Origin of the sequence: Mycobacteroides saopaulense (genome assembly GCF_001456355.1) — a bacterium.
GTDB classification, from domain to species: domain Bacteria; phylum Actinomycetota; class Actinomycetes; order Mycobacteriales; family Mycobacteriaceae; genus Mycobacterium; species Mycobacterium saopaulense.
The window spans coordinates 56,312-82,574 of sequence record NZ_CP010271.1; the positions used below are offsets into that span (position 1 = coordinate 56,312).

At 66.3% G+C, this 26,263-nt stretch carries 23 protein-coding genes and 2 pseudogenes; 13 read left to right on the forward strand and 12 right to left on the reverse strand.

The window, feature by feature from the left end; translation table 11 throughout:
• Window positions 1–29: 29 nt before the first annotated feature.
• Together hrpA and MYCSP_RS00320 are read right to left on the reverse strand one after the other, a co-directional pair.
• Window positions 30–3,926, reverse strand: coding sequence for an ATP-dependent RNA helicase HrpA (gene hrpA, locus MYCSP_RS00315; protein WP_088415314.1), 3,897 nt, complete (start codon window positions 3,924–3,926; stop codon window positions 30–32).
• Between the two features lie 54 nt (window positions 3,927–3,980).
• The gene (locus MYCSP_RS00320) at window positions 3,981–5,405 is read right to left on the reverse strand and encodes a carotenoid oxygenase family protein (RefSeq protein WP_088412991.1); all 1,425 of its coding nucleotides are present in this window, start codon (window positions 5,403–5,405) and stop codon (window positions 3,981–3,983) included.
• 160 nt (window positions 5,406–5,565) lie between these two features.
• Between MYCSP_RS00320 and MYCSP_RS00325 the strand changes: the two genes are divergently transcribed.
• Window positions 5,566–6,303, forward strand: a complete 738-nt coding sequence (locus MYCSP_RS00325; protein WP_088415316.1) for an SDR family oxidoreductase — start codon at window positions 5,566–5,568, stop codon at window positions 6,301–6,303.
• Here MYCSP_RS00325 and MYCSP_RS00330 read toward each other — a convergent pair.
• A complete protein-coding gene (locus tag MYCSP_RS00330; protein WP_162266182.1) occupies window positions 6,300–7,526 on the reverse strand; it encodes a MinD/ParA family ATP-binding protein in 1,227 nt (408 codons plus the stop codon). The genes MYCSP_RS00325 and MYCSP_RS00330 overlap by 4 nt on opposite strands.
• Window positions 7,527–7,713: 187 nt before the next feature.
• The gene (locus MYCSP_RS00335; RefSeq protein ID WP_030096222.1) at window positions 7,714–8,028 is read right to left on the reverse strand and encodes a hypothetical protein; all 315 of its coding nucleotides are present in this window, start codon (window positions 8,026–8,028) and stop codon (window positions 7,714–7,716) included.
• A 195-nt stretch (window positions 8,029–8,223) separates the two neighbouring features.
• Between MYCSP_RS00335 and MYCSP_RS00340 the strand changes: the two genes are divergently transcribed.
• The 3 genes from MYCSP_RS00340 to MYCSP_RS00350 are packed head-to-tail and all read left to right on the forward strand — an operon-like array spanning window position 8,224 to window position 11,481.
• Window positions 8,224–8,850: a response regulator gene (locus MYCSP_RS00340; protein ID WP_162266288.1), complete on the forward strand. Its 627-nt coding sequence runs from the start codon at window positions 8,224–8,226 to the stop codon at window positions 8,848–8,850.
• 50 nt (window positions 8,851–8,900) lie between these two features.
• Entirely contained in the window at window positions 8,901–10,043 is a 1,143-nt protein-coding gene (locus MYCSP_RS00345; RefSeq protein ID WP_088415320.1) for a sensor histidine kinase, read from the forward strand.
• A gap of 34 nt (window positions 10,044–10,077) precedes the next feature.
• Window positions 10,078–11,481 (forward strand): mycothione reductase, encoded by a 1,404-nt coding sequence (locus MYCSP_RS00350; protein WP_083018641.1) that lies wholly within the window; start codon window positions 10,078–10,080, stop codon window positions 11,479–11,481.
• A gap of 3 nt (window positions 11,482–11,484) precedes the next feature.
• Here the strand turns inward: MYCSP_RS00350 and MYCSP_RS00355 are convergent, their stop codons facing one another.
• The 3 genes from MYCSP_RS00355 to MYCSP_RS00365 form a co-directional block, all read right to left on the reverse strand.
• Complete coding sequence (locus MYCSP_RS00355) at window positions 11,485–11,871, reverse strand: heme-binding protein (RefSeq protein WP_083018643.1); 387 nt, start codon at window positions 11,869–11,871, stop codon at window positions 11,485–11,487.
• An 86-nt stretch (window positions 11,872–11,957) separates the two neighbouring features.
• Complete coding sequence (gene lipE / locus MYCSP_RS00360; protein WP_083018645.1) at window positions 11,958–13,193, reverse strand: lipase LipE; 1,236 nt, start codon at window positions 13,191–13,193, stop codon at window positions 11,958–11,960.
• A gap of 33 nt (window positions 13,194–13,226) precedes the next feature.
• Complete coding sequence (locus MYCSP_RS00365; RefSeq protein ID WP_070912079.1) at window positions 13,227–14,372, reverse strand: acyl-CoA dehydrogenase family protein; 1,146 nt, start codon at window positions 14,370–14,372, stop codon at window positions 13,227–13,229.
• A gap of 56 nt (window positions 14,373–14,428) precedes the next feature.
• On the opposite strand from MYCSP_RS00365, the gene bla reads away from it, so the two are divergent.
• The 4 genes from bla (at window position 14,429) to MYCSP_RS00385 (ending at window position 17,897) form a co-directional block, all read left to right on the forward strand.
• Window positions 14,429–15,343, forward strand: a complete 915-nt coding sequence (gene bla, locus MYCSP_RS00370) for a subclass B3 metallo-beta-lactamase (protein WP_157886137.1) — start codon at window positions 14,429–14,431, stop codon at window positions 15,341–15,343.
• Window positions 15,344–15,596: 253 nt separating this feature from the next.
• Complete coding sequence (locus tag MYCSP_RS00375) at window positions 15,597–16,235, forward strand: GntR family transcriptional regulator (protein ID WP_070912080.1); 639 nt, start codon at window positions 15,597–15,599, stop codon at window positions 16,233–16,235.
• Window positions 16,228–17,484, forward strand: a complete 1,257-nt coding sequence (locus MYCSP_RS00380) for an MFS transporter (RefSeq protein WP_456080951.1) — start codon at window positions 16,228–16,230, stop codon at window positions 17,482–17,484. Before MYCSP_RS00375 ends, MYCSP_RS00380 begins: the two co-directional genes overlap by 8 nt.
• Window positions 17,485–17,510: 26 nt before the next feature.
• A complete protein-coding gene (locus MYCSP_RS00385) occupies window positions 17,511–17,897 on the forward strand; it encodes a DUF1304 domain-containing protein (protein WP_088412994.1) in 387 nt (128 codons plus the stop codon).
• On the opposite strand, the gene MYCSP_RS00390 is transcribed toward MYCSP_RS00385, so the two are convergent.
• The 3 genes and pseudogenes from MYCSP_RS00390 to MYCSP_RS00400 all read right to left on the reverse strand — a co-directional run.
• The gene (locus MYCSP_RS00390) at window positions 17,894–18,730 is read right to left on the reverse strand and encodes a sulfurtransferase (protein ID WP_088412995.1); all 837 of its coding nucleotides are present in this window, start codon (window positions 18,728–18,730) and stop codon (window positions 17,894–17,896) included. The two genes, MYCSP_RS00385 and MYCSP_RS00390, sit on opposite strands and share 4 nt — an antisense overlap.
• A gap of 25 nt (window positions 18,731–18,755) precedes the next feature.
• Window positions 18,756–18,967: pseudogene (locus tag MYCSP_RS00395) on the reverse strand (SDR family NAD(P)-dependent oxidoreductase); the annotation flags it as partial.
• Window positions 18,968–18,991: 24 nt separating this feature from the next.
• A pseudogene (locus tag MYCSP_RS00400) lies at window positions 18,992–19,132 on the reverse strand (PadR family transcriptional regulator); the annotation flags it as partial.
• Window positions 19,133–19,209: 77 nt separating this feature from the next.
• Here MYCSP_RS00400 and MYCSP_RS00405 point away from each other — a divergent pair.
• Complete coding sequence (locus MYCSP_RS00405) at window positions 19,210–19,644, forward strand: MarR family winged helix-turn-helix transcriptional regulator (RefSeq protein ID WP_083018650.1); 435 nt, start codon at window positions 19,210–19,212, stop codon at window positions 19,642–19,644.
• A gap of 181 nt (window positions 19,645–19,825) precedes the next feature.
• On the forward strand, window positions 19,826–20,764 hold the full coding sequence (locus MYCSP_RS00410) for a DUF1254 domain-containing protein (RefSeq protein WP_088415322.1): 939 nt from the start codon (window positions 19,826–19,828) through the stop codon (window positions 20,762–20,764).
• Between the two features lie 7 nt (window positions 20,765–20,771).
• Here the strand turns inward: MYCSP_RS00410 and MYCSP_RS00415 are convergent, their stop codons facing one another.
• Window positions 20,772–21,332, reverse strand: coding sequence for a TetR/AcrR family transcriptional regulator (locus tag MYCSP_RS00415; protein ID WP_088412996.1), 561 nt, complete (start codon window positions 21,330–21,332; stop codon window positions 20,772–20,774).
• 73 nt (window positions 21,333–21,405) lie between these two features.
• On the opposite strand from MYCSP_RS00415, the gene MYCSP_RS00420 reads away from it, so the two are divergent.
• The 3 genes from MYCSP_RS00420 (at window position 21,406) to MYCSP_RS00430 (ending at window position 24,487) form a co-directional block, all read left to right on the forward strand.
• Window positions 21,406–22,338, forward strand: coding sequence for a TauD/TfdA dioxygenase family protein (locus tag MYCSP_RS00420; protein ID WP_088412997.1), 933 nt, complete (start codon window positions 21,406–21,408; stop codon window positions 22,336–22,338).
• Between the two features lie 64 nt (window positions 22,339–22,402).
• Window positions 22,403–23,878, forward strand: a complete 1,476-nt coding sequence (locus MYCSP_RS00425; RefSeq protein ID WP_083018656.1) for an FAD-dependent monooxygenase — start codon at window positions 22,403–22,405, stop codon at window positions 23,876–23,878.
• Between the two features lie 9 nt (window positions 23,879–23,887).
• Window positions 23,888–24,487, forward strand: coding sequence for a TetR/AcrR family transcriptional regulator (locus MYCSP_RS00430; protein WP_162266183.1), 600 nt, complete (start codon window positions 23,888–23,890; stop codon window positions 24,485–24,487).
• A 182-nt stretch (window positions 24,488–24,669) separates the two neighbouring features.
• Here MYCSP_RS00430 and phoA read toward each other — a convergent pair whose 3' ends face one another.
• On the reverse strand, window positions 24,670–26,229 hold the full coding sequence (gene phoA, locus MYCSP_RS00435) for an alkaline phosphatase (RefSeq protein ID WP_070912090.1): 1,560 nt from the start codon (window positions 26,227–26,229) through the stop codon (window positions 24,670–24,672).
• Window positions 26,230–26,263: the final 34 nt, after the last annotated feature.

Sequence of the window (26,263 nt, forward strand, 5' to 3'; positions counted from 1 at the left end):
TAGGCGTCGCAGCCAACGCCACGCGCTGATCAGCGAGCGGCGTTGATGGCCTTGAGGATCCGCTGCTCGCTGACTGCTCGTGCGGTGCCGAGCTGTTGTGCCCACAGGCTCACGCGCAGCTCCTCGATGAACCACGCGATGTCCCGGATCTGGGGGTCGTCGGCGCGGCCTGCGGGAAGATCGCGCAGCAGGTCGTCGTAGGCGTCTTCGACGGCGTGCACCCGTCGCATCCGCTCGCGATCCGCTTCCACGCCCTGGGAGAGGCGCTCCAGTCGCTTGCCGATTGCGGCGACATAGCGTGCCAGGTCGGTCAGGCGCACCGCACCGGCGGCCGCGACAAACCCCGGCTCGAGCAGCCTGTCGAGCTGATCGCGCATGTCGGTGACGGCCTCGGATTGTGCCGCAGGCACTTTGGCGGGCAGCGCTACCTGCACCTCACTCCAGGCCGCCACCACCTTCTCTGCGCGGCGCACGATATCGAGCGTTGTGGCCGCCAGATCTCGGGCGGTGCGATCGTGCAGCGTGGTGAATTCAGACCGGGTCCAGACGGGTGAGGGAGCCAAAAGGTCGGTGGCAGCATCGGCGCAGTCGTCGAGTAGCGCCGCCAAGGAACCGTCGGGATTCGACGAGAGCAGCAGCTTGGAGCGCGGATCAAGGCCCCGTTCAACGGTTTTGAAGGGTGACGGAATTGACAACCGCAGCAGCCGGCGGGTGCCGGCCGCCATGGCAGCCCGTTGTTCGGCGGCGGTAGCGAACACGTGGACATCCACCGTGGTGCCCGCGTCCACCAAGGCGGGATACCCGCGCACGGTGTGCCCGCCGCTGACTTGTTCCACGGTGCGCGGCAATTCGACGAGATCATCCGGCCAGCCGCGCAGACCGCTTCGCTCCCACTGGCCGGCTACCGCAGCGGCCACCGCCTGGCGCGTGGACCCGGCCAGCCGCTGTTGCAGGGCGTCGAGGTTTTTGTCGCGCGCGACCTCGGTGCCGTCGGCGGATTCCACGACGAAGGTCACGCGCAGGTGTGGGGGAACCTTGCCCAGGTCGAATGCGTCGGTGGGTACGCGGATGCCGGTGAGCCGGTGCAGCTCCCGGCCCACGGCGTACACCAGCGGTTCGGTCCCGGGCTTCAGGTTCTCCAGCACGGCGCGGGCGGTGTCAGGCGCGGGAACAAAGTTGCGTCGCAGCTCTTTCGGCAGTGACCGGATGAGGGCCGTGACCAGATCCTCGCGCAATGCCGGTACATGCCAAGCGAATTCATCGCCACCCAGGCGCGCGAGCACCTCGACCGGGATGTGTACGGAGACACCGTCGTCGGCCGCGCCCGGTTCGAATCGGTAACTCACCGGCAGCGCCACATCACCGGAGCGCCAGGTGTCGGGCATCCCGGCGGCCGCATCTTCGGTGCGCAGTAGGTCGTCGCGGGTGAACGTCAGTAGGTCGGGTGTCTTGTGTCGCTGCTTGCGCCACCAGGTGTCGAAGTGCCGCGCGGACACCGCCTCGGCCGGAATGCGGCCCGCGTAGAGGGCGTAGATTTCGTCGTCGCTCACCAGCAGATCTCGGCGGCGCGCCTTGTCCTCCAGCTCGGACAGCTCCTGCAGCAGCCGGGCGTTGTCGCGCAGGAAATGATGCTTGCTCTGCCAATCGCCCTCCACGAGGGCGTGCCGGATGAACAACTCACGCGCCAGCTCGGGGTCGACTTGGGAGTACTCGACCCGGCGCCGCGGTACCAGCGGCAACCCATAGAGGGTGACACGCTCGAAGGCCAGCACGGCTCCGCGCTCGGCATCCCAGTGCGGCTCGCTGTAGGTGCGCTGCACCAGGTCTGCCGCGATCCGTTCCACCGATTGCGGCTCGATGCGCGCGGCGATCCGGCCGAACAAGCGGCTGGTCTCCACCAGGTCGGCGACGACGACCCAGCGCGGCGGCTTCTTGGTCAGCACCGAGCCGGGAGCCAGAACGAATTTCGTGTTGCGGGCGCCGGAGTAGTCGCGGGTATCGCCCTCGCGCAGCCCGATGTGGGAGAGCAGACCGGCGACCAACGCGGCATGGACCAACGCCGGCTCGGCGCTTTCGCCAGATTCCCGGATACCGAGGTCGCGCGCGATGCTGCGCAGCTGGCCCACCAGATCCTGCCATTCCCGAATGCGTAGGTAGTGCAGGAACTCCTCCCGGCACATGCGGCGAAATGCGCTGCCCGAGAGTTGTCTTCGTTGGTCTTGCAGGTACCGCCAAAGGTTCAGATAGGCGGTGAAGTCGGAGTGGTCGTCGGCGAACCGGGCGTGCTTTTGTCGGGCGGCTTCCTCCCGATCCACGGGGCGCTCCCGCGGGTCGGGTATCGACAGCGCCGCCGCGAGTACCAGGATCTCGTCGACGCAGCCCTCGGCGTCGGCCTGCAGGATCATCCGTCCGATCCGCGGGTCGAGCGGTAACCGTGCCAGCCGGCGGCCCAGTTCGGTGAGGGCACCGCTGGAGTCGAAGGCGCCCAATTCTTGCAGTAGCTGCACGCCATCGCGGATGCTGCGCTTGTCGGGCGGATCCAGGAACGGAAAGTTCTCGATGTCGCCGAGTTGCAGGGCAGCCATCTGCAGGATGACGGCAGCGAGGTTGGTACGGAGAATCTCCGGATCGGTGTAGCGAGGCCGTGCCTCGAAATCCTGCTCCGAATACAGCCTGATGCAGATGCCGGGCGCAGTCCGTCCCGACCGGCCGGATCGCTGCGCGGCGGATGCCTGCGAGATGGGCTCGATGGGCAGACGCTGCACCTTGGTGCGTCGGCTGTAACGCGAGATGCGGGCCGTGCCGGGGTCTATGACGTACCGGATGCCGGGCACCGTGAGCGAGGTTTCGGCGACGTTGGTGGCCAGTACCACCCGTCTGCCGGTGTGCGGCTGAAAGATCTTGTGCTGCTCGGCCGCGGGCAACCGCGCGTACAGCGGCAGGATTTCCGTGTTCCGGAACGCTCCGCGCAGGGTCTCGGCGGTGTCCCTGATCTCGCGCTCGCCGGACAGGAACACGAGCACGTCCCCGGGTGGTTCACCTTCCAGCTCGCGCACCGCGTCGGCGATGGCCTCGGTCTGGTCGCGTATCTCGGTCCGTACGACCTCGTGATCGGGATCGTCAGGTTCGTCCTGGGCCTTCGTGCCGGAGCCGCCGGATACAGGGACTTCCAATGGCCGGTAACGGATCTCGACGGGGTATGTCCTACCGGATACCTCGATGATGGGTGCGTCGGCGAAATGAGCCGAAAAGCGTTGCGGTTCAATGGTGGCCGAGGTGACGATGACTTTGAGGTCGGGACGCCTCGGTAGCAGTTCGCGCAGGTAGCCCAGGAGGAAGTCGATGTTGAGGCTGCGCTCGTGCGCCTCGTCGAGGATGAGCGTGTCATAGCGCAGCAGCCGCCGGTCGCGCTGGATCTCCGCGAGCAGGATGCCGTCGGTCATCAGTTTCACCAGAGTGCGATCGCTGGCCTGATCGGTGAATCTGACGGTATAGCCCACGGTTTCACCCAGCGGAGTGCCCAGCTCTTCGGCGATGCGCTCGGCGACGGTGCGTGCCGCCAGTCGGCGTGGCTGTGTGTGCCCGATGGTGCCGCGGATTCCGCGGCCCAGTTCCAGGCAGATCTTGGGCAGCTGGGTGGTCTTTCCCGATCCGGTTGCGCCCGCCACGACCACCACCTGATGCGCGGAGATGGCCCGGGCGAGCTCCTCGCGGTGCGCACTGACCGGCAGATCCGGGTATGTGATGGTAGGGACGGCGCCGGACCGGGTGGCGACCAGTGCTTCGGCGGCGGTGATCTGCTCGGCGAGTTTTGTGACGTCCGCAGGACTTCTCATGTTCTTGAGACGACGGCCCAGCCGCGATGCATCGCGAATCGTCAGACCGTCGAGGCGCACACGCAGCGCGGCACGGGACACCCCCGACAATTCGGACACTCCGGCAACGATAGGCGGCGAAGGCGGCCGCCCGGGCATCCGGCTCTAGATTCTGTCGGTGAAGCTGCCGTGGAATCCCGGAAAGTGGTGGCCCGGAAGAACCGCGATGGTCAGAGCGGGATCTTCGATGGCGGCCGCGTCGAGGATGTGCAGTTCGGTCCGGTGTTCACCGCTGTTGTAGACGACGGTCAGTATCCAGCCCTCGTCCTCCTCCGCGCAGTGATTCTTCGGGACGAAAATTGGCTCACCGGCGACGAGGCCCGGCGCGAACGCGTGGCAGCGTTGGGTATCGGTGGCGCGGTCGAGTTTTACGAGGGTGTTCTCGTCGGCGCTGCTCTGCGCGGACAGATACGTATAGCGGTGTTCGCGGCCGGTTCGGCGCTCGTCGTGAGTGGGGAATTCCGCAGGAGCGCTGGGGTAATCGGTGACCCGGACCGTTCCCCCGGGGGTGATGCGCAGTCGTGTCGGCCAGCCCAGAGTCGGCATCTCGGTGCGGAAGTTCTTCAGCCCGGCCGTGAGAAAGTCGAAGTCTTGGTGGCGCACGATGTCCAAGACGACGTCGCCGTGATCCTCGTACGCGTTGTCGACGTGCACGTATACCAGTGGGTCGCATTCGACGACGCGGTGCGGACCACCAGCGCGCGGGACCAGGATGATTCGCATGCCCTGTTCGGGGCGGTAGTCGGCGCTATCGCCCAGCGCCGTGAAGCCCAGCCCTGCCCATGCGGCGCGAACGGGATCGATGGTGATGGGTGCCAGCGCGAACACCAAATAGCTTGCTGTGATGGCAAAGTCATGCTGGATGTAGATGTGGTCGGTGGGAACCTTGGCGATCTGTGTCAGTCTTCCGTTCGGGTCGACCCGAAAGCAGCGCAGGCACGCGACGGTGCGTCCCGATGGTGAAAGCGAAGCGTCCAGTCCGAAATTGAACAGGTCACCGGTGACTGGATCGATGCGCGGATGCGGGGAGAATCGGGAGAATCGAGGCAGCTGCCCGGCGAAGGTGCAGGGTCCGATGGTGCGCAGATCGTCAGGATCGATCTCCCAGGGTCGACCGGCATCACTCAGTGCCAGAAGTCGATCGGCGTGGATGACGGCGTGCGTGTTCGCGGTATCGGCGGGCAGTCGACCAGCGTTGTCCCGCAGGCGTTCCCCTTGGGTGTAGAGGCCGCGGACGCGAGCACCGCGGCCGAGTGCTTCCTTGCGGCGCTTCGGCGTATCGACGAAGCGCGAGCGAAAGCGCACCTCGCCATCGGCGATCGTGAACTTGACCACAAGCCCGTCGCCGTCGAACGGATGGGCGGCATGGAACCCGCCGTGGTCCCAGTCGGCGGGGCCGTTGCGATAGAGGGTGCCGCGGAGCTCCGGTGGCACCGAGCCGATCAGCGGTAGGACTGTCTCGTGAGGGGCTTCCCGCGCCGGCCGGTACATCGTGAGGGCGTCGGCAAGGTGGCTGTCGGCAATTGTCATCGCATCTCCTGGGCTGAAGGGCGGATCTGCATATCTGCACACATATGTGTGCAGATATGACTTGATTGTGTTCCCACCGCGGAGCGGAAGTCAAGAGCGGTTCGGATCGGTCAGCGCCGAACACGGGACCGGGCACGGTTCCATCGGTAGCTTCGGCCCCGTGACGGGGTTCCTATCCGAGACGGCCTTCACCGGTCGCACTGTGGTCCTGATCGGCGGTGGTACCGGTATTGGCTTGGCCGTTGCGCGGCTGGTGACCTCGGCAGGCGGCGATGTCGTGCTGGGTGGACGCACGGCTGCGACCCTGGCTGCGGCCGCTCATGAGCTGGGTGCAAGAGCGCGTTGGCATCTGGTGGACACCGCGCAGCAGGCGAGCGTCGATGCGTTCTTCGCGGACATCGAGGTGGTGCACGGGCTGTTCACCACCGCCGCGACCTACGTGACCGGTTCGTTGGCCGAACTGTCCGTGCGGGAGGCGGCCACACCTTTCGAGTCGAAATTCTGGGGCCAGTACCGAGTGGTGAAGTCCGCATTACCGCGCTTGGCTGCCGATGCCGCGGTGGTGTTGATGGCGGGCGCGGCAAGCGTCCGGCCCGCAGGGAATGCACCGGCGTACGTCGCCGTGAATGCGGCCATCGAGGGCCTGGCGCGCGGCCTGGCGCACGAACTCGCACCCATTCGCGTCAACGCACTCTCCCCCGGCACCGTGGACGGGCATCTATGGGCCCAGCGCGCCCCCGAGGTGCGGCGGCAGGCCTTTGAACATATCGCCGCGGCGTCCACGCTCGGTCGGCCCGTCACCGAAGACGAAGTGGCTCGGGCCGCCGTCTACCTACTGCTGAACACCGGTACAACCGGCTCGACGCTCTACCCCGACGGCGGGTATGCGCTGCGCTAAACGCTCCAGGCGCTCGCCAGGCCGGCCGACACCGAGGCCGCCGCGGTCAACAATCCGTGCCAGGTTTCCGGCTGCAGCTGCTGGATATCCAGTGGGCCCGCGGTCGCGATGTGCGGGTCGTAGGGCACGGCCACGATGTGGTTCGGTGAGATCCAGCGGTGGAACCGGGCGACCATCGCTGCCACCAGGCGCTCGGAGTTCCGGCGGTCCTCGCGACTGTCGTAGCCACGAACGTGGTTGATCACCACCACCATTCGTGGGATCAGGTACTCGTAGCCCTCGGAGATGAGCCACTCGATGGCGCGCACCGCGCCCTCGGCGCCGACCGGTGTGGCGGCCGCGACCAGTACCACCCCGTTGGCGCTGCGCAGCACGCCGGGCATCACCGGGTGCCAGAAGTCGACTCCGGTGTCGGTGAGCAGCAGGCTGTAGAGCCGCTGCAACCGGTTGTGCGCCTGCGTGTAGATCTCGGCGTTGAGCTCGCCGCGGGGCCGTACCGAATGTGCGTTGGCGGCAAGCACATCCAGGCCGGTCTCGGGGTTCTGGCCGACGAAGAAGCGCAGATCGAAATTGCGTTCGGGTTCGTTCTGTGCCAGCACGTCGGCGAAGGTCGACGACGCCGACGGGTCGATCCACGAGGCCAGGTTGGCCGACTGACCCGGATCGGCGTCGGTGGCCAGCACCATGTCCTTGCGGCGCAGCTCCGACAGCACCGAGCCGAGAGCCGCGGTCATCATGGTCTTGCCGACGCCGCCGTTGCCGCCCAGGACCGCCAGGGAGTGGATGCCGCGCCAGGGGCTGCGCACCACGGCGGTGAGCTCGCGAAGTTCGGCCTCTTCACGGGATTCGCCGGGGTTGATGACGCCAAAACTGCTGCGGTACACCCACTTACGCCAACCGACGGATGCCGGGCGCCGCGGTGGGGGCAGGATCTCCGAACGAAGCTGGGCCCCCAGCGCGTCGCCGATGGCGGGCGGGAGGTCGACAAGCGGATCGTGCGGTGGCACGGCGTCGACAATGGACAGGGGGCCACGGGGCGGCAACTGCGAGGGTGGAGGTTCCTGCGCAGGAGGCTGTTGTTGCGCCGCGGCCTCGGCGCGCAGCCGCTTGGCGTGCGCGCCCAGCTTGATGGGGATGATGGGTCCGGTCCGGTCGAGGATTTCGTCCTCGGAGCCGTCCGCCGCGGAATCGTTGGGCGCACTCACGACAATCTCCTCCTCCACCAGAAACCGTTTGTCCCCAGCGCTCCGACAGTTTCGTTCTGCGTCGCGGGCAGCATCAGACCCGTCGCATACGAAGTCTCATATGCGCGTTGCGCGGTTGGCGAGGGCCGTTACCCACCCGTGTCTGAATCGGCATCAAATGGGACGAGGTTGGTGCGCACTTGATATCCGCCGGGACAGATCCCTATCAGCAGGTCACGTCCACGTACATGGTCTTGGTGGTCGTGGTGTTGGTGAAGACACCGGGACGCTTGTTGCTCGGCAGGCCGTAATCGGACCGCACGGTGGTCTGTCCGGGACGCACGCTGCTGGCGGTGCACTGGTTGAGGGCCTTGGAGCCGGTCTTGCTGACGATCACGCTGTAACCCTGCGCCTGCAGCTCGCTGACGGTCTGCTGGGCGTTGGAGCCGTCGGTCTGGGCGGATGCGGTGCCCAGGGCGAAGCCGAGAGGAGCCAGGGCGAGAGCGGCGGCGGCAGTTCCGGCGATGATGTACTTCTTCATGATTTCTCCTGTGCCAGTTGAACTTTGAGTTGGATCACCGGGTTGCTTGGTGATACTTCAACGATGCGGCGTGGAGAGCGGAAAGTATGTCGGGCGATCGCCCGATGCGGCGGATGATCTTGTTGTCCACCAATTGGGGGACACGCGCCGATTTGACGTGCCAAGCTTGCGTTTGTGCAGGTGAGCGGCGAACTTGTGCGGGTGGTGGTGGGCGATGACCACCCGCTGTTTCGTGAGGGTGTGGTCCGGGCGCTGACCGCGAGCGGTCAGATCGCGGTGGTCGCGGAGGCCGAGAACGGCGCCGACGCCCTGGCCTTGATCAGGGAGCATGCGCCCGATGTCGCACTGGTGGACTATCGAATGCCGGAGCTGGACGGCACCCAGGTGGCGGCCGCGGTCCGCCGCGACGAGCTGACCACCCGGGTACTGCTGCTTTCCGCGCACGATGACGCGGCGATCGTCTATCACGCGTTGGCCGAGGGGGCCGCCGGATTTCTCTCGAAAGAGTCCACCCGCGCCGAACTGGTCCGCGCGGTGCTCGACTGCGCGCGCGGCCGTGACGTGGTGACGGCCAGCCTGACGGCCGGCCTGGCCGGGGAGATCCGCAAGCGCGCGCAACCGGCGGGCCCATCGCTCAGTACGCGAGAACGCGAGGTGCTCAGGATGATCGCCGGCGGGCAGACGGTGCCGGCGATCGCCAAGGAGCTGTTCCTGGCCCCGTCCACGGTGAAAACCCATGTGCAGCGCCTGTACGAGAAACTCGGCGTCGGTGACCGGGCCGCCGCGGTGGCCGAGGCTATGCGACGCGGATTGCTTGAGTAGACGTGGCGCGCTCGTTGGACCGGGTGGCCGACTACTTCACCGCAGAGCCCATGCGGGTATCGGCCTGGCTGCGGCTGCCGCTCATCGTGTTGATCCTGCTGCTGGGCTCGAACCCGAACATCGAAATGTGGCATGACGGGGTGTATTACGGGGTGCTCGGCGTATACGCGGTGTCCGCGATCGTGTGGGTCGCGATCGCGGTTCGTGGACACGTCCCGCAGTGGGTGGCCCCCGCCGCCACCGCCGTGGACATCGCCGCCGTGGTGGCTCTGTGCGTGGCCTCCGGTTACGGCACCTCGGAGTTGCTTCCGGTGTTCTTCCTGCTGCCGATTTCGGTGGCCTTCCAGGAGCGGCCCGCGGTGACGGCGATACTCGGAACCATTACCGCGGCAGGATATTTGGGCGTGTTGGTGTTCTACACCGCGAGCGGCAACACTGACGGCATTCCCGGCGACGAATACGTCACGGTGGCGACCTTGCTGTGGCTGGCCGCAGCCACCGCAGGCATGTGTTTTGTGCTCAAACGCCGTTCCGAGCGCGTGGGGCAACTGCTGCACACGCGGGAGCAGCTGGTTCTGGAAGCGATGCGCGCCGACGAGCGCCACAACCGCGAGGTTGCCGAACGGCTGCACGACGGACCCCTGCAGAACCTGCTGGCGGCTCGCCTGGAGATCGAGGAAGTACTTGAACGCCAACCTGATCCGATGCTGCAGGCCGTGCATGCCTCGTTGCGCGATACGGCGGCCGAGCTGCGTGGGGCGGTGTCCTCGCTGCATCCCCAAGTGCTCGCCGAGCTGGGATTGACGGCGGCGATCCGCGAGCTCGGCCGGCAGTACGCGGCGCGGGGCACCGTGGAGGTCACGACCGAACTGCAGGAGGTGGGCAGTCCTCCGGTGCAGCCGCTCCTGTACCGCGCGGCCAAGGAATTGTTGACCAACGCGGTGAAGCACGCCCGTGCCAAGAGCATTCGGGTCGAACTCGTGCGGGATGGAAATCTGCTGACCCTCCTCGTCGCCGATGACGGTAGGGGTTTCGATCCGTGCGGCCTGGCCGCCTCGGTTGCCGACGGGCACATCGGGCTGGCCTCGTTGACGGTTCCGATCGATGCCGCAGGTGGCCAGGTCGACATCGTCTCGGCACCGGGCGCGGGGACCCGGGTGTCCGTCACGGTGCCGGCCGATATGGCAGCGTGAGGGAGGCGCTCGGCCCTCAAGAGAAGGAGTTCAGGTGTACGACCTTGTCATCATCGGTTCCGGCAGCGGCAACTCCTTGCCCGACGATCGCTTTGCGGATCAGCAGATCGCGATCATCGATCGCGGTGTGTACGGGGGCGCCTACGGCGGTACCTGCCTGAACGTCGGATGTATCCCTACGAAGATGTTCGTCTACCCGGCGGACCTGGCCGACGAGGCGCGCGAGGGTGCTCGGTTGGGAGTCGACAGCTCGGTGAGCGGGACGCGCTGGGCGGACATCCGTGAGCGTGTGTTCGGGAGGATCGATCCGTTGGCGGCGGGCGGGCTGCGGTATCGCGTCGAGGACTGCCCCAACATCACCGTGTTTCAGCAGGAAGCGCGGTTCATCGAGCCGGGATCCGATGGTGACGGTGACCCGGTGCATCGGCTCCGGCTGGCCGACGGCACCGTCGTGGAGACACGGCAGGTGGTGATCGCGGCGGGTTCCCGTCCGGTGATCCCCCCGGTGATCGCCGAGAGCGGCGTGCCCTTTCACACCAACGACGACATCATGCGGCTACCGGGGCTGCCCGGTCGTGTCGTGATCGTCGGCAGCGGTTTCATCGCTGCCGAATTCGCGCATGTGTTCAGTGGCCTGGGATCGGCCGTCACGGTGATCGCGCGCGGTCCGCTGTTGTTACGCGCGCAGGACGAGACGATCGCGCGGCGTTTCACCGACGTGGTGTCCGCCCGATGGGATGTGCGGCTGAACGCGGAGGTGGTGGGCGCCCGCGAGACCGGCAGCGGGGGTGTCGAAGTGGACCTCACCGACGGGTCGACGGTGGCCGGAGACGTGCTACTGGTCGCTACCGGCCGCACCCCCAACGGCGACCAGCTGGATGTCTCGGCGGCAGGACTGACCCTCGACGACAAGGGACGCGTCCCGGTCGACCAGTACCAGCGCACCCCAGTGCGGGGCATCTACGCGCTGGGCGATGTGAGTTCGCACTATCTGCTCAAGCATGTCGCCAACCACGAGGCCCGGGTGGTGCAGGCGAACCTGCTCTCCGGGTGGGACTCCCCCACCACCGCAAGCGACCACCGATTCGTGCCGGGTGCCGTGTTCACCCGCCCGCAGGTGGCCTCGGTGGGACTGTCGGAGGAGCAGGCGCGTCGGCGCGGGATCGACGTGGCGGTCAAGGTGCAGGCCTACGGCGACATCGCCTACGGGTGGGCGATGGAGGACACCGAGGGGCTGTGCAAGCTGATCGCCGATCGCGCGACCGGGCTGCTGGTCGGCGCGCACATCATCGGCTATCAGGCCTCGGCGCTGATCCAATCGTTGATCACCGCGATGAGCTTCTCGATTCCCGCGCGCGAGATGGCGCGCGGACAGTACTGGATACACCCGGCGCTGCCGGAGCTGATCGAGAACGCGCTGCTGGGCCTGGAGCTCTAGTGTTCAGCCGGCCATGAATTCGTCATAGGCGGAGGCGAGGCCCGGCGGCAGCACGGTGACGTTGCACTCGCGCTGGGCGTCACCGATCGGGGCCAAGATGCCACGTAGCTCGTGGTATTCGCCCGGATTGGCGGTGAAGTACGCGCGGATGTTGGCGGCCGCCTGGGCGCGCGGTTGGTCGGGCGCGGCGTCGAGCACCGCGCGTGCACCGGGGTGGTTGTCGAGATATCCGCGGGCGGCGAGCGTCGTCGAGCCGACGGTGTTGGACAGCCTCTCTTGGCTGCAGTCGGGCGCTGCCGACGACACAGGCGCCGACACGATGGCGGTTGCGATGGCCCCAATTGTGCTGACGGCGGCCGTCCTGTAACCGAGGCTGCGGGAGATTTTCATGATATTTCCTTCGCTGGGTCAGTCGTTGCTGATTCCCGATCCAGCGCGGGTATACCCCGTAAACAAGCGCTGAAACACCGTGCCCGTCAGACGAGCGGCACCTCCGCGGCGATGAGGTCCAGCAAGGCCGGGTACCGCTTGGCCTCCTTGTGGTTGCCTGGTTTGCCGCTGCTGACCACGCCGACGGACAGGGCACGTGCCGGGTCGGCCCACACGGCGATATCCACCAGACCGGTGTGTCCGAATGCGGCCGGCGAGTTGCGGCCGAACGGACCGAACCGCTTGGAACCCAACATGTATCCGGTCCCCCAGCGCATCGGCATACCGCCGGTGGCCATATCGGGGCGCAGGCGGCGGGCGGGCGCCGCCGCGGCCCGGATGGTCTCCGCGGACATGATCCGCACGCCGTCGAGTTCCCCACCCCTGCAGAGGATCTCGGCGAATCGGGAGAGCTCGTTGGCGTTGGAGACGGTGTTGGAGGAGGGCACTACGCCGGTGAGGAAGAACGGCTGGTTCGACATCGGGATGATCTCGTGCATGGTGCCGCCGACCACCGCGCGGAAGGCCGCGCGCATGGGAGCGGGCAGCGGCTTACCGGTGGGATGGCTCGGTGCCACCAGCGGCACGTCCTGCGGCGCGACACCGTAGTTGGTCCACCGGAACCCAAGGGGATCAAGGATTTCCGTGGCGAGGATGTCGCGAATGCTCTTGCCGGTCGCGCCCAGAACGATCTCGCGTACCAGCGGCCCCCAGGTGAGCGCGTGGTACATGTGCACCAGGCCGGGCCGGTACAGCGGCCGCAGCTGGCCGAGCTGTTCTCGGGTGTACTCGCTGTCGTCCATCCGGGTGATGTCGGGACGGGGTCCGGTGGGCACCGGGATGCCGGCACTGTGCGTCATCACGTGCCTGATGGTGATGCGATCCTTGCCGCGGCTGGTGAAGGTGGGCAGGTATTCGCAGACGCGATCGTCGAGCGACAACGCTCCGCGTTCGATCAGCAGATGGACCACCGTCGTCGAGATGGCCTTGGCGGCCGAGTAGACGCAGAACGGTGTGTCGGTGGTGACGGGGATCTTCTCGGCGTCGGCGGGATCGGTGGGTGCGTTACCCCAACCGTGCCCGATGGCGCGGTTGAGGATCACCTTGCCCTTGTGTCGCAAACAGACCTGGATCGCCGGATGCATGCCCGCCTGGTACCAGTGGCGGGCCGCCTGCCAGATTCTCTCGACGGCAGCAGGATCGATGTCGGAGTGGTCCTCGTTGGCGATATCGGTCACCGAGTCCAGATCCGCTGGAACTCGTATACGCCCGTCGTCGGTCATGAATTCCTTCCTACCCGACCCCGTTCAGCGGCCTCAGAAGCCCAGGTCGCGGCCGATGAGCTCCTTCATGATCTCGTTGGAGCCGGCCCAGATCTTGGTGACGCGGGCGTCCATCCACGCGCGCGCGACCCGGTATTCCTTCATGTAGCCGTACCCGCCGTGCAGTTGCACGCAGGCGTCGATGACCTCGTTCTGCACCTGCGACGACCACCACTTGGCCTTGGCAGCGTCGATGGCAGTGAGCTCGCCCTTGCTGTGTGCCAGCACGGCTTGATCGACGTACACCTGCGCCGCTTCGAGCTTGGTGACCAACTCGGCGATGAGGAACTTGTTGTATTGCAGGCTGCCGATCTGCTGGCCGAACGCCTTGCGTTCCTTGGCGTATTCGATGGTCTCTTCGAGCACAGCCACCGCATGCGCGATGTTGGCCACCGCGCAGCCCATCCGCTCCTGGGGGAGACGCTGCATCATCGAGATAAATCCCTGGTTCACCTCGCCGATGACGTTCTCGGCGGGCACCCGCACATCGGTGAAGAACAGCTCGGCGGTATCGGCTTCGGGCTGGCCCACCTTGTCCAGTTTGCGGCCGCGCTCGAAGCCGGGCATGCCCTCCTCGACCGCGAACAGGGTGATGCCCTTGGCCTTCAGCTCCGGAGCGGTGCGCGCCGCGACGACGACGAGATCGGCACGGGCACCGTTGGTGATGAACGTCTTGGAGCCGTTGATGACCCAGTCGTCACCGTCCTTGACGGCGGTCGTCTTGAGGGCCGCCAGATCGGAGCCGCCCGAGGGCTCGGTCATACCGATGGCGGTGATCATCTCGCCACTGCAGAACTTGGGTAGCCAACGCTGCTTCTGCTCGTCGGTGGTCAGCTCCACCAGATAGGGGGCGACGATGTCGAAGTGGATGGACATCGAGGAGGCCAGTGCCGCGCTGGAGCGGGCCAGCTCCTCCTGCAGAACCGCGTTGTAGCGGTAGTCCCCGGCGCTGCTGCCGCCGAACTCCTCGGGCACGTCCAGACCCAGGTAACCCTGCTTGCCGGCCTCTTCCCAGAGTTCGCGGTCGATGTAGCGCTGCTCGATGAACGTCTCGGCGCGCGGGTCGACGTGGCGTTGCACAAACGCCTTCACGGACTCGCGGAATGCCTCGTGGTCCTCGGTGTAGATGGTCCGTTGCATGGTGTTATCGAAGCACGCGTCTAAATTCGCGTGCAGGGGTGATAGGGATGGGAACCATGAAACAGTTGGCCCCTGCCGTGCTGACGGTCCTTCTTGCCGGTTGTGGCGGGCCGGCCGAGCAGCCCCAACAGACTGAACAGCACGAGCACGACGGCTCGCTGACCGCGCCGGTGGCCGGCGATCCGGTGTGGACGCAGCAGCGCGCACCGATCCGCGTGCACGGCGATACCTATTACGTGGGGACCGAAGGCATCAGCTCGGTGCTGGTCCACACCGATGCCGGCCTGATCCTGCTGGACGTGGGGATGCCGCAGGCGGCACCGCAGATCGAGCAGAACATCCGCACGCTGGGATTCGCCGTCGATGATGTGAAGTACGTGTTGACCTCCCACACTCATGTCGATCACGTGGGCGGTGTGGCGGCGGTGGTCCATGACAGCGGTGCCACCGCGGTATCGAGCCCCGCGGGAGCCGCGTCGCTGGGCGTCGGGCACGTGTCGCCCGACGACCCGCAGGCCTCCGATGCCGCCAATGCTGCCTTCCCCGCTGTCGAACGTGTCCGCGAGATCGCCGATGGTGAGACGCTGCGACTCGGAAACACCGTGGTGACAGCGCATTTCACCCCAGGTCACACACCCGGAGGGGTCAGCTGGACCTGGAAATCGTGCGAGGGCGATCAGTGTCTGAACATGGTCTACGCGGACAGCATCAACGCCGTCGCGGCGGGAGATTTCCGGATCACGCCGTTGGAGGCGCAGTTTCGGCGCAGCATCCAGACCGTACGTGAGTTGCCCTGCGACATCGTGTTCTCGGTGCATCCAGAGCAGTCCGATGCCATCGTGAAGCTGAACGGGCTTGCCATGCGAAGAGATCCGAACCCGATGATCGATCCGGCGGCGTGCAGGGCACTGGCCGACAAGTTCGAGGCGAAGCTGAACGATCGGATCGCGAAGGAGCAGGCGCCCCGTTAGCGCACCGAGTCAACGTTCCGCGGCGCTCCCCGTGTCCCCCGAACCATGGTTCAGTTCTGCCCGCTTCTGTGCGACAACTGGCCGCGTAGACCGGGCCCCGGGATGTTTGTCGCATGAAGGCGGGCAGAACTGGACACCTGCCGGGGCCGTGCCGTAGTTCAGGGTCGGCCACGACGTGATGCTGAACACCCTGTGAAGTGCGCTTTTCAGTTTGCGATGTTCGACTGCATCATCTTAGATACATGTTGTGTCTATGATTCGTACGGCGGCCATCTCCGCAAGTGAAGAGGCGTATCGCTCCGTGAAGGAGCGCATTCTCAGCGGAGACATTCCCGGGGGTGAGCTGCTGAGCGAAGGGGAGATCTCGGAACGGATGGGGTGCAGCCGCACCCCGGTGCGCGAGGCGTTTCTGCGTCTGGAAACCGAAGGCTGGCTGCGTCTCTATCCCAAACGCGGCGCCCTGGTGGTACCCATCACCCCGCAGGAGCGGCTGCATGTCGTCGACGCACGCCGCGTCATCGAGGGAGCAGCGGCGGCACGCATCGCCGAACGCGGTGCCTCGCCCGCCCTGTTGTCGGACCTGTCCACCCTCATCGACGTGCAGTTGGGACGCGCCGCGCAGGGAGACGCCGCGGGCTTCGCCGCGGCCGATGTGGACTTCCACCGCGCCATCGTGGCCAAACTGGGCAACCCGCTCCTGGAGAACTTCTACGACAGCCTGCGAGAGCGCCAGCGCCGCATGGCAGCCGCGGCCATTGGCGTGGACCCGGTGCGGGTCGCGCGTTCGGTTGCCGGACACCGCGCGCTGGTCGACGCGCTGGCGGCGGGCGACGCGGCGCGCTTCAGCACCGAACTGGTCGAGCACATGAAAGTGGTGACGGACGTTGACTAGCCGTCTGCTGTCGCGTCTGGCGCCTTGGCAGCGCGTGGGTTTGGCGATGTTCGGAATCGCTTGGGGAGGTAACGAATTCACCCCACTACTGGTGATGTACCGGCAAGCCGGGCAGTCCGCGGCCTCTGTCGACACGCTGTTGTTCGCCTACGTGCTGGGCATCATCCCCGCCCTGTTCCTGGGCGGGCCGCTGTCGGATCGCTACGGCCGCCGTGCGGTGATGCTGCCTGCACCGTTCATCTCGATGACCGGGTCTTTGGTGCTCGCACTCGGTTCGCAGCACTTCGCGTTGTTGTTCACCGGTCGCGTGCTGTCCGGCATAGCGCTGGGCCTGGCGATGGCCGCGGGGAGCTCGTGGGTCAAGGAGCTCTCGGCTCCGCCGTTCGACCGTCCCGGTGCCGGAGCGCGGCGCGGGGCGATGAGTCTGACGGCGGGCTTCGCGCTGGGTGCCGCGGTGGCCGGGGCATTGGCGCAGTGGGGGCCGTGGCCGCAGCACCTGGCCTTCCTGGTCAACATCGCCATCACGATTCCCGGTGCGGTGCTGGCGCTTTCGGTTCCAGAGTCCGCTGCCGAGCGCGCACCGGGTCGCCTGATCGACGACCTCAAGATCCCGGCTGCGCGCCGCCGCCGTTTCCTGTTTGTGGTGATGCCCCTGGCGCCGTGGGTGTTCGGCTCGGCGGCGGTGGCATATGCGGTGCTGCCCACGCTCATCGCGCCGACGCTGGCCGGTGACCGGATCGCCTTCTCCGCGCTGTGCTGCCTGGTCTGCCTGGGCTGCGGCTTCGCCGCGCAGATGTTCGCACCCCGGATCGATCGCGCGGGCACCGCCAGGCTCGGCATCATCGGGCTGGCATTGGTTGCCACGGGCATGGCGCTGGCTGCCCTTGCCGCGCACCGGCTCACCATCCCGTTGGTTCTGGTCGCCGCCCTGGTTCTGGGCGCCGGGTATGGCACCGCTCTGGTCAGCGGACTGCAGGAGGTGAATCGGATCGCCGGTCCCACTGACCTGGCCGGGCTCACGGCCGTCTTCTACGGGCTGACGTACCTGGGATTCGGGGTGCCGATGATGCTGACGGTGCTCAGCGGTGCACTGCCGGCCTTGACGCATCCCGTGCTGCTAGGTGGCGGAGCGATACTGGCCACCATCTGCCTGGCGGTGCTGGCTCTGAGCTCGCGTACGGATATCTGCCAGGAGCCGCGCGTCGAGGCGGCGCAGGTCGAGGCGACGCTCGAGTCGGCGGTGCGTTAGCGGCCGGACCGATAGGCTCTGTCAGCATGATCATCGCAGGGCTGGTGCTGACCGGAATCGCGGCACTCATCCACGTCTACATCTTCTACTTGGAATCGATCGCGTGGACCAGTGAGAAGACCCGCAAGGTGTTCGGTGTGCGCACCGCGGAGGAAGCCGAGATAACCAAACCGCTGGCCTTCAACCAGGGTTTCTACAACCTGTTTCTTGCCCTCGCGATCGCGTTGGGCACAGTGCTGTGGGTACGAGGGTGCACCCCGGTGGGAGCGACGCTGGTGTTCACAGGCGCCGGATCGATGGTCGCCGCGGGTCTGGTGCTGCTGATCTCCTCGCCGGACAAGGCTTCTGCGGCGTTGAAGCAGCTGGTGCCACCGCTTCTCGGGATCGTCGCCCTGGTGGTCGGACTTCTCTAGGCCGGATCCGTTCCGGTGGCGACGGGTCGTTGTGGGTCGCTCGACCACTCCGACCAGGAGCCCGGGTACAGGGCGGCGTCGTATCCGGCGATAGCCAGCGCCGCGATCTGGTGGGTGGCGGTGACACCCGAACCGCAATACACGGTGACGGGGGCCTGGCCGGCACCGAGCTTGCTGAAGCGTTCGCGCAGTTCTGTCGCGGGCCGGAAGTTGCCGTCCGGAGTCAGATTCTCGGCGGTCGGAGCGGAGATGGCGCCGGGGATGTGCCCGGCGCGCGGATCCAGGGGCTCCTCGTCCCCGCGATAGCGGGCCGACGCGCGGGCGTCCAATACGAGGGCATTCGTCGATGAGGCTTGGGAGGCAATCGCGTCGGCGTCGACGGCGGCAAGACCGTCGAGGGAAGCGGTGGTGATCGTGCCGGGCTCGGGGACGACCTCTCCCGTCTCGACGGGTCCGCCGAGACGCTGCCAGGCCGCCCAGCCGCCGTCGAGAATCCGAACGTCGGGCACCCCGGCGGCACGCAGCAGCCACCAGGCGCGCGAGGCCGCCTGCCCATTCCAGTCGTCGTAGACCACGACGGCGTCGCCGTCGTGCAGGCCCCAGCGGCGCGCACTGGCCTGCAGTGCTTGCGCGGTGGGCAGCGGATGGCGGCCGCGGCCGGTGACGGAGTGATCGGACAGATCGGCATCGAGATCGACGAATACCGCGCCGGGGAGGTGACCTTCGAGATAGGCGGGATGGCCGTCGGGCGCCATGACGGTCCAGCGCACATCCAACAGCCGGACATCGGAGAGGCATTCAGCGAGCGCGGTGGCCGAGATCAACACGTCCATACCGAGACGGTACCGCCGATCGGGACTATCGCTGCGTGCTGCTGGCGTCGACGGGAAGACTCACCGAGGTGATGTACCGAGCCTCATCGGAGGCCAGCACCATGGCGCCGCCCCGGTGGGCGATCAGCTGCGGGGTGGCTACCCGGCGGTATGGCAGACGCCGGTCAGATTGACGTCCAGCATTGTCTGCCAATCGCTTTCGGGCATCTCAAGCACGATGCCGGGTGAGGTGATGCCCGGGTGGTGTACACGATGGAGGGGGTGTCGCTCAAGAATCTTCTTGGGCCGGGCGGGATCTGTCATGTGCCCCCGCATGACCCGGAGAACCACACTGTGCTTGAGGACTTGCGGCTCTGCCGGTGTCTCATTGGCCCACTGGCTTATTGCTGCCATCGGCCAAGGTTAGCAACGTCGGGTGCCGTAGCGGCTGCTCCCGGGCCGCTCAGCGGGACAAGGGTAGCTGTGTCAACATCACTGATGTGGATAAGCAGGAATGGCAACCGCTCGGCGCGTTGATGCACCGTGTATCGGCCGCGTTGCGATCGGAGATCGCAGAGGCGTTGGCACCGCTGAATCTGCCATTCCCTCAGTACGTCTGTATGCGAGTGTTGTCCGAGAATCCAGGTTGGTCCAACGCGGATCTAGCCCGCGCGATCGACGTGACTCCACAGTCGATGAACACGGTCCTGCAGGCGTTGCAGGATGCGGGTCTGGTATCGCGGCCGGACACCGTGGACTCAGGCCGCGCCCGGCCCGCGCAGCTGAGCAGATCCGGGACCGTCTTGCTCCAACGGGCGGACGTGTTGGCCCGCGAGGCCGAAGAGCACCTGTTGTCGGGTATCTCGACGCGGCAGCGCCGTGATTTCTTCCAAACCTTGCGCGATATCGCCGGTGAGGACGCACCCGCCGACTGAAGCTCGTGACCTTCGCCAGGCCGCGGGTAGTTTCAAAGTCATGAAGTGGCTCTTGGCGTGTGCGGTGATCGCAGTGTCGGCTGTCGTCGTCGGATGCTCGGCCCATACGGCGCCCGTCGGAGAGGGTGACGCGCCGCGCACCACTGTTCCCGACCGGAGTACACCGGACGGCGCCATCATCGTGACCCCCGACAACTTCGTGCGTGCGGAGACGGACCTGTACTTCGGGAACATCGTGAAAGACGGAGGGTTTGGCGCCTTCCATCATATCCGCGAACTGGCACCGCTGGATAAGCAGTTGGTGATCCGGCAGAACCGCGACACCCTCTACTCCTCGGCGGTGTTCGACCTCGATGCGGGACCGGTCACCGTCTCGATGCCCGACCCAGGACAGCGATTCATGTCTCTACAGGTCATCACCGAAGACCATTACGTGCCGGCCGTCTTCTACGGCGAGGGCGAGCACACGATCACCAAAGAGCAGACCGGCACCAGGTACGTCGCGGCGGCGGTACGCACTCTGGTCAATCCGAGTGATCCCGCGGATGTCGCGCAGGTCCAGTCGCTGCAGGACGCGATCAGTGCACGGCAGGATCGGGTGGGGAGCTTCGATGTCCCCAAGTGGGACAGTGCAAGTCAACAGAAGGTACGGGCCGGCTTGCTCCAGCTGGCCGCCACGCTGCCCGACACCAAGGCGATGTTCGGTACCGAGGTCACCACCGACCCTGTTCGCCATCTGATCGGCACGGCCTCGGCATGGGGCGGCAACCCGGAGAAGGATGCCCTGTATCTCAATGTGTATCCGACCAAGAACGACGGCGCCACGGTCTACCAGCTCATGGTGGGGCAGGTGCCGGTGGACGGCTTCTGGTCGGTCACCGTCTACAACAAGGACGGATATCTCACCCCTAATTCCCGGAATGCATACTCGCTCAACAACATCACCGCGCGGCGTGGCCCCGGCGGCGACACCACCGTACAGTTCGGCGGGTGCGCGGATAACACCGTGAACTGCCTGCCCATCACGCCGGGCTGGAACTACATGGTGCGGTTGTACCGGGCACAGCCGCAGATCCTCGACGGCGGCTGGACATTCCCAGAGGCCGTGCCCGTCGTATAGATCAAAACTATTGCGGTGTAACGATCTTGGCGATCTGCTGGGCAACCTCTGCCCGGATGTCGGCATCTGACATGTCGTCGAGCCCGAGTCCGGCGCGCAGGCTGGGGCCCATCAGCCGCCAGCCCAGCTGTAGTGCGATCGCGTGGGCCGCCGCGAGCCGGGCGTCACGCTCGTCGGCGTGGCCCGGACGCACCTGTTGCAGGAGCCAGTCCATCCCGGGCTTGCGTTCCTGGAGTTCCTCGATGGGAAAACCGTCCAGGGTGGAGCGGACCATCACGCGCAATTGCAGGTCGTGTGCGGCTTCCAATTCTTCGATGGGTGCTCCGGCCTCGCGCACCGCCGCCGCGGCGTCGGCCAGGTGCTGCAGGGTGTCTGCCAGCAACTGACGCTTGCTGCCAAAGTGGCGATGGACCAGGCCGTGGTTCACCCCCGCGCGGGTGGCGACCTCGCGTATCGACGTAGCGGCCGGCCCCTTCTCGGCGAAGAGTTGGGCGGCGGCGTTCAGAACGGCCTCGACAACCTCCTCCTTGCCGACGGGGCGAGCACCCGTTGCCTCCGATGTAGTCATGTGTGTACAGTAGCGGATGACCAAGGTGTAGTCAGTTGACTACACCGGATTTGTCGGAGAGAAGGAACGGGTCATGAGCAGCGATTTGAACGTGGTGAAGCTGGGCGAGAACATCGGCGCCCGCATCGACGGAGTACGTGTTGGTGAGCTGGACGCCGAGACCGCGGCCGCCGTCAACGCAGAGCTTCTGGAGCACAAGGTGATCTTCTTTCGTCGGCAGCATCACCTCGACGACGCGGGGCAGTTCGCCTTCGCGCAGAGCATGGGCATACCCACCACGCCACATCCGACGCTCACGTCGACGGAGGTCAAGGTGCTTCCGATCGACGCCGAGGAGGGTGGCCGGGCCAACCAGTGGCACACCGACGTCACCTTCGTGGACCGGATTCCCAAGGCCTCGATCCTGCGGGCGGTCGAGCTGCCGCCGTATGGCGGAACCACCACGTGGACCTCGACGGTCGCGGCCTACCGGCAGCTGCCCAAGGCACTGCAGGATCTGGCGGACAACCTATGGGCGATGCACAACAACCAATTCGATTACGCCCAGGTCGATCCGGCCAAGATCGCGGAACTGCTCGCCACCTCGGGGGCCGGATCCAAGTACGTGCGCGAGTTCGGCGCGACACACTTCGAGGCGCATCACCCGGTGGTCCGGGTGCACCCCGAAACCGGTGAGAAGGCACTGCTGCTGGGCAATTTCGTCAAGCGGATCCTGGACGTGAGCGCCAGCGAGTCGCAGGCGCTGTTCCGGATGTTCCAGGACCGGATCACCTGGTTGGAGAACACCATTCGATGGAATTGGGAGCTCGGCGACGTCGCGATGTGGGACAACCGCGCTACCCAGCATTACGCCGTTTCCGACTATGGCGACCAGCCGCGCCGGATGCATCGCGTCACCCTCGCCGGCGACGTGCCGGTCAGCGTCAGCGGCGAATGCAGCCGGGTGATCGCCGGAGACGCCAGCGACTACTCGGTGATCGACAACCCGAAGCGGTTGGTGGCCTAGTTCGCGATCCGCGAACCTCCTCTTGCCATCGCTACTAATGTAGCGCTACATTTGTAGCGTCGCGATGGCAAGAGGAGGCGTGGTGATCGACGTAGGGATTATCGGGGCGGGCCCGACAGGGCTCATGCTGGCGTGCGAGCTGGCGATGCGCGGGGTGAGCTGCCGGATCTTCGAACGCCGGACCACCACGCCCAACATCACCAGGGCGTTCGCGGTGCACGCACGGACCCTGGAATTGCTGGATACCCGGGATCTTGCCGGGCAGGTGTTGGCACGCGGGAAGGCGATGGGCACGCTGGCGCCCCTGCCCGGGGTGTCGATGGATCTGAACACGATCGACTCCTCGTTCCCGATGGTGGTCATGGTTGCCCAGAGCGGTACCGAGGCCGTTCTGGAACAGCGGGCCCGGGGGCTGGGGGTGGAAATCGTCCGCGGCGCCGAGCTGGTGGGACTGGAACAGGACGATCTGGCGCACCTGAGGTTCGTCGACGGTAGCTCCGAATCCGCCCGCTACGTCGTCGGATGCGACGGCGCGCACAGCGCGGTGCGCAGCCTCCTGGGCGTCGATTTCGTGGGAGAGCAGTACCAGACCCACATCATGCTGGCCGACGTCCTACTAGACCCGCCGGAGAACTCCCCGATGTTCGCGCGGTTCAACAGGGATGGGCTGGTGCTGGTCCTACCTTTCGAGGACGGCTACTTCCGCGTCATCGCCTGGGATCTGAAGAACGAGGACGTCCCGCTGGACAAGCCCCTGGAGCTGGAGGAGGTTCGATCCGTCGCCCGCCGGGTGGGCGGCAGCGACTATGGCATCCGCGACCCGCGCTGGATGTCACGGTTTCTGTCCGAGCGCCGGCAGGCGGCGAAGTACCGGGTGGGCCGGGTGTTCCTGGCCGGAGACGCCGCGCACGTGCACTCCCCCATCGGTGGGCAGGGCATGAACACCGGAATTCAGGACGCGATGAACCTGGGCTGGAAGCTCACCGAAGTGCTGCGCGGACAGACATCGAACCACCTGCTGGACACCTATGAATCCGAGCGCCATCCGGTGGGAGCGCAAGTCCTCGCCCTGACCGATGGACTGACAAAACTCACCTTGAGTCGCTCGCGAATACGCCAGGCCGTGCAGCCGATGCTGCTGCGTGGAGTGTTGACCATCCCGCCCATACGCGATCGTTTTCTGGGGCGGGGAACGGGTATCGGGATCGCATATGCCCGCCAGCCCGGAGAACATCCCCTGGTGGGCACTCGCGTGCGTGACTATGGTTCGGCGCCAAGGCTTTACGAAGTCATGCGGGACGGAAAGTTTGTACTGCTCGACGGTACCGGCGGCGCAGTGCACGAGGTCACGGCGCCCTGGGCCCAGCGTGTCAACGTGTTCCCGCTGGAGCGCACGGCGAGGGGACCTTCCGCGGTCTTGGTGCGACCCGACGGTTACGTTGGGTGGGCAACCGACGCCGACGGGTCTCGGGTGTCACAAGAACTGCCATCCGTGCTGAATCAATGGCTCGGAACCGCGCAGGCCGCATCGACGCAATAGGAGACCTTGGTGCCACCGGTCAACACCGAACGCCGAGCGGCGCTCGCGGACGTTGCGATCACGGTGCTTGCCGACAGGGGACTGAAAGGATTGACTCATCGCGCCGTGGACGCGGCCGCGGGTGAGCCCGTGGGCACCACGTCGCGGTACTTCCGGACGCGGGAGGCCCTGTTGCAGGGGGTGGCCGAACAGTGCGCGGGCCGGTTGGCGGGTCAGCTCGACAACGCGGCCACCGCCGACATCGGCACGCTGTCGATGGAAGACCTGCTCGATCGATTGACACTGCTGGTCGACCAGGCGATAACGACCAACCGGGCACGCACCCTGGCCATGATGGAACTCTTCCTGGAGGGCACCCGCTCGGCCGAGGTGCGTCCACTGTTGGCGGCCGCGCTCGACACCGTGCTGCCGGTACTGCGCGCCCTGCTAGAGGCGTCGGGCTTGCGCCCGACGAACCGCGATGTCGTGAGTCTGTACTCAACCATCAACGGGGTGGTCCTGACGCTCCTGACGCACTCAGCGCAGGCGCTGGGATTGTCGGCTGGGGCGACAACGGACCAGTTTGTCCGGGATGCACTTGCGGCCGAACTGGCCTCCGTAGCAAGCTGATTCATCCCGGGCTGCCGTCAGAATCCGTCGAGGTGCAGTTTCCCCTCGCTCTCCTGCAGGACCAGCAGCACGCCAGGCGCCATCTGCATTTTGTTGACAGACAGGCGTAGGGCGACCCGCTCTCGGAATTCCTCGCCCCACACAGGTTCATAGTGTCACGCCGCAGTCGCTGTGTGGCGGAATCAAGTTCGCTGCCGGCCCAGGAAGAACGCGGCCGCTGCACCCAGGATGGCGGCCACCACCGCGATCCCACCGGCCACCCACCAGGAGGGTCCGTCTGATGCGGCCGGGCTCTTGCTTCCGAGCAGCGCGCCGACGATCGTGTTGAAGTTGTCGGTCTGGTCGGTAAGCCCGGATACGTTGGCCGCGCCCGGGCCATACGCGGCGATGCGCACCTGGGTACCGGTGTGCGTCTGCGACTCCCCTTCCGGCGCAGTGGGGTACATGATCCGCATGGTGGCGCCGTCGGCAGTCTTCACCGCAACCGACAGCGCGGTGGGGTTGTCGAAGTCCTCCGGGACGATCAGCGAGGAATGTCCGTGATCGGCGGTGACGATCACCAAGGTGTTGCCATCCTGACGGGCGAAGTCCAGGGCGGCGGCAACGGCCTCGTCCAGGGCGATCGTCTCACCGATCTGACCGCAGATATTGGCCGCGTGATCCTGCTTGTCGATCGATGCCGACTCGACCTGCAGGAAGAACCCCTTGTCCTTGCCCTTCTTCGAATTCACCAACAGGTCAATGGCTTTGGTGGTCATCGCGGACAACTGAGGCTGGTCCTTGGGCAGGTCCGGGTTCTGTCGGCAGGTGGTCGCGGGCAGCTTGCCGCCACCCGGAACGGCTGCGGGCACCTTGTCCCACTGCACCGGCAGGTTGCCCTTGCCGAACACTCCCAACACGGGGGTGTCGAGGTTGTTCACCCGGTTCAGATCGCCTGCGGTGGTGGGCAGCTGGTAGCCGGCGGCCTTGGCCACCTCCAGTGAGGTCTTGCCCTTGTGCTCACCTGCGGTGAGGGTTTCCTCGAAGTACTTGCCGCCCCCGCCGAGGCTGATGTCGGCACGGGTGTTCACCAGCTGCTCGGAGATCGAGCCCTTGCCGCCGTTGTCGACGGCGTTTCCGGCGCACTTCTCCAGGGTTTCCTTGGGGCCCTTGCAGTCTCGATCGGTGACATGCGCGGTGAGCACGGCGGGGGTGGCGTCCTGCAGTTCCGCGGTGGTGACATTGCCGGTCGCGAAGCCCTGCTTCTGCACGATCTCCAGGATCGTGTCCAGCGGCTTACCGTCGAGGTCAACCGAGATGGCACCGTTGTACGTCTTGGTGCCTGTCGCCCAGCCGGTGCCAGAGGCCGCGGAGTCGGTCACGTAGTCCGGCTTGCCCTTCTCCGGTCCGTCCTTGGTCAGGGCGAAGGTGGTGTACTCGCCGGTGATGGGCAGCGCGTCGAGGCCGGGAAGTGTTCCGGCGGCGCCGTACTGGTAGTTGCGCGCCGAGGTGATCTCCGAGGTGCCCATGCCGTCACCGATCAACAGGATGACGTTCTTGGCGTTGCGGCCCTGCACCGAATCGCGCAAGTCCGCCGACTTGTCGCCCTCGCGCCCGCCCTCGATGCGGTTGGCGCCGCCGGTCTTGGCGATCTCACCCGCGGGCACCTCAGGGGAATCCGAGGGCGGTGCGGCGGTGGCTGACGGGGCCAGCGCCACGATGAGCGCTGATGTGAGGGCGGCGGCTGCGTGGGGGATGCGCATGGAGCTAGTTAACTGGGAACCGATGAACACGGGG

Bases quoted from the DNA above. Each gene is read 5' to 3' on its own strand.
- MYCSP_RS00420 (WP_088412997.1), top strand. From the start codon at position 21,406: ATGAGCAGCGATTTGAACGTGGTGAAGCTGGGCGAGAACATCGGCGCC.
- MYCSP_RS00375 (WP_070912080.1), top strand. From the start codon at position 15,597: ATGATTCGTACGGCGGCCATCTCCGCAAGTGAAGAGGCGTATCGCTCC.
- bla (WP_157886137.1), top strand. From the start codon at position 14,429: ATGAAACAGTTGGCCCCTGCCGTGCTGACGGTCCTTCTTGCCGGTTGT.
- MYCSP_RS00415 (WP_088412996.1), bottom strand. From the start codon at position 21,332: ATGACTACATCGGAGGCAACGGGTGCTCGCCCCGTCGGCAAGGAGGAG.
- MYCSP_RS00390 (WP_088412995.1), bottom strand. From the start codon at position 18,730: ATGGACGTGTTGATCTCGGCCACCGCGCTCGCTGAATGCCTCTCCGAT.
- MYCSP_RS00320 (WP_088412991.1), bottom strand. From the start codon at position 5,405: ATGACAATTGCCGACAGCCACCTTGCCGACGCCCTCACGATGTACCGG.
- MYCSP_RS00385 (WP_088412994.1), top strand. From the start codon at position 17,511: ATGATCATCGCAGGGCTGGTGCTGACCGGAATCGCGGCACTCATCCAC.
- MYCSP_RS00345 (WP_088415320.1), top strand. From the start codon at position 8,901: ATGCGGGTATCGGCCTGGCTGCGGCTGCCGCTCATCGTGTTGATCCTG.
- MYCSP_RS00335 (WP_030096222.1), bottom strand. From the start codon at position 8,028: ATGAAGAAGTACATCATCGCCGGAACTGCCGCCGCCGCTCTCGCCCTG.
- MYCSP_RS00355 (WP_083018643.1), bottom strand. From the start codon at position 11,871: ATGAAAATCTCCCGCAGCCTCGGTTACAGGACGGCCGCCGTCAGCACA.
- lipE (WP_083018645.1), bottom strand. From the start codon at position 13,193: ATGACCGACGACGGGCGTATACGAGTTCCAGCGGATCTGGACTCGGTG.
- MYCSP_RS00425 (WP_083018656.1), top strand. From the start codon at position 22,403: ATGGCAAGAGGAGGCGTGGTGATCGACGTAGGGATTATCGGGGCGGGC.
- phoA (WP_070912090.1), bottom strand. From the start codon at position 26,229: ATGCGCATCCCCCACGCAGCCGCCGCCCTCACATCAGCGCTCATCGTG.
- MYCSP_RS00365 (WP_070912079.1), bottom strand. From the start codon at position 14,372: ATGCAACGGACCATCTACACCGAGGACCACGAGGCATTCCGCGAGTCC.